Source organism: Phytobacter sp. V69, from assembly GCF_965644215.1.
Lineage (GTDB): Bacteria > Pseudomonadota > Gammaproteobacteria > Enterobacterales > Enterobacteriaceae > Phytobacter.
Map to the genome: position 1 here is coordinate 1 of NZ_CBFFRL010000512.1, position 502 is coordinate 502.

Annotated in this window: 1 protein-coding gene; it reads right to left on the reverse strand. The window is 41.6% G+C overall.

All coding sequences use genetic code 11. The annotated features are described in order from the left end of the window. Window positions 1-124 precede the first annotated feature (124 nt). Window positions 125-382 (reverse strand): replication regulatory protein RepA, encoded by a 258-nt coding sequence (repA, locus tag ACSZPU_RS26265; RefSeq protein ID WP_499004561.1) that lies wholly within the window; start codon window positions 380-382, stop codon window positions 125-127. Window positions 383-502 lie beyond the last annotated feature (120 nt).

A 502-nucleotide genomic window follows, 5' to 3' on the forward strand; every position in this document is an offset into this window, starting at 1 on the left:
TTCATCGGGAAGATCGTAACGAGCCATAGTTCAAAGTGTTGTGGAAACAGGCAGTTACTATAGCTCAGGTGATTAAGAGACACAGCCTAGCACTCAAAAGCCAATGAATCAAGAATGTGACTTGTTACTTTTCAGAAAGCCCCACTTCCACTCGCTTAATCAACAATTCAATCAACTCAGCCTGAGTCATACCGTACTCAGAACAAAGAGTATCTAGCTTCTCTTTTTGAGCATTATGAATGAATACTGTAACTGCTTTATGAGTATCTTTTTTGCGTGAAACTGATCGCAACTTACGTTCGCTGGCTGATAATGGCTGACCTTTTCTATAAGGCCGCTTTGCATTTGATGAGGAAGTTCCTGCATTTTGTGCCTGCGACATCTCTGCCTCCTCATGGTTCAGACAAGGATCGTTTCGCAGAGAATACTAGATAGTGTCGTCACGAGGATAAAAATCATTGATAATAGGGCCTTCTAATCAGAAGGCCCTATTATCATGACT

What these genes read in the sequence shown, in the direction of transcription:
- repA (WP_499004561.1), bottom strand. Translation starts at nt 382, where the DNA reads ATGTCGCAGGCACAAAATGCAGGAACTTCCTCATCAAATGCAAAGCGG.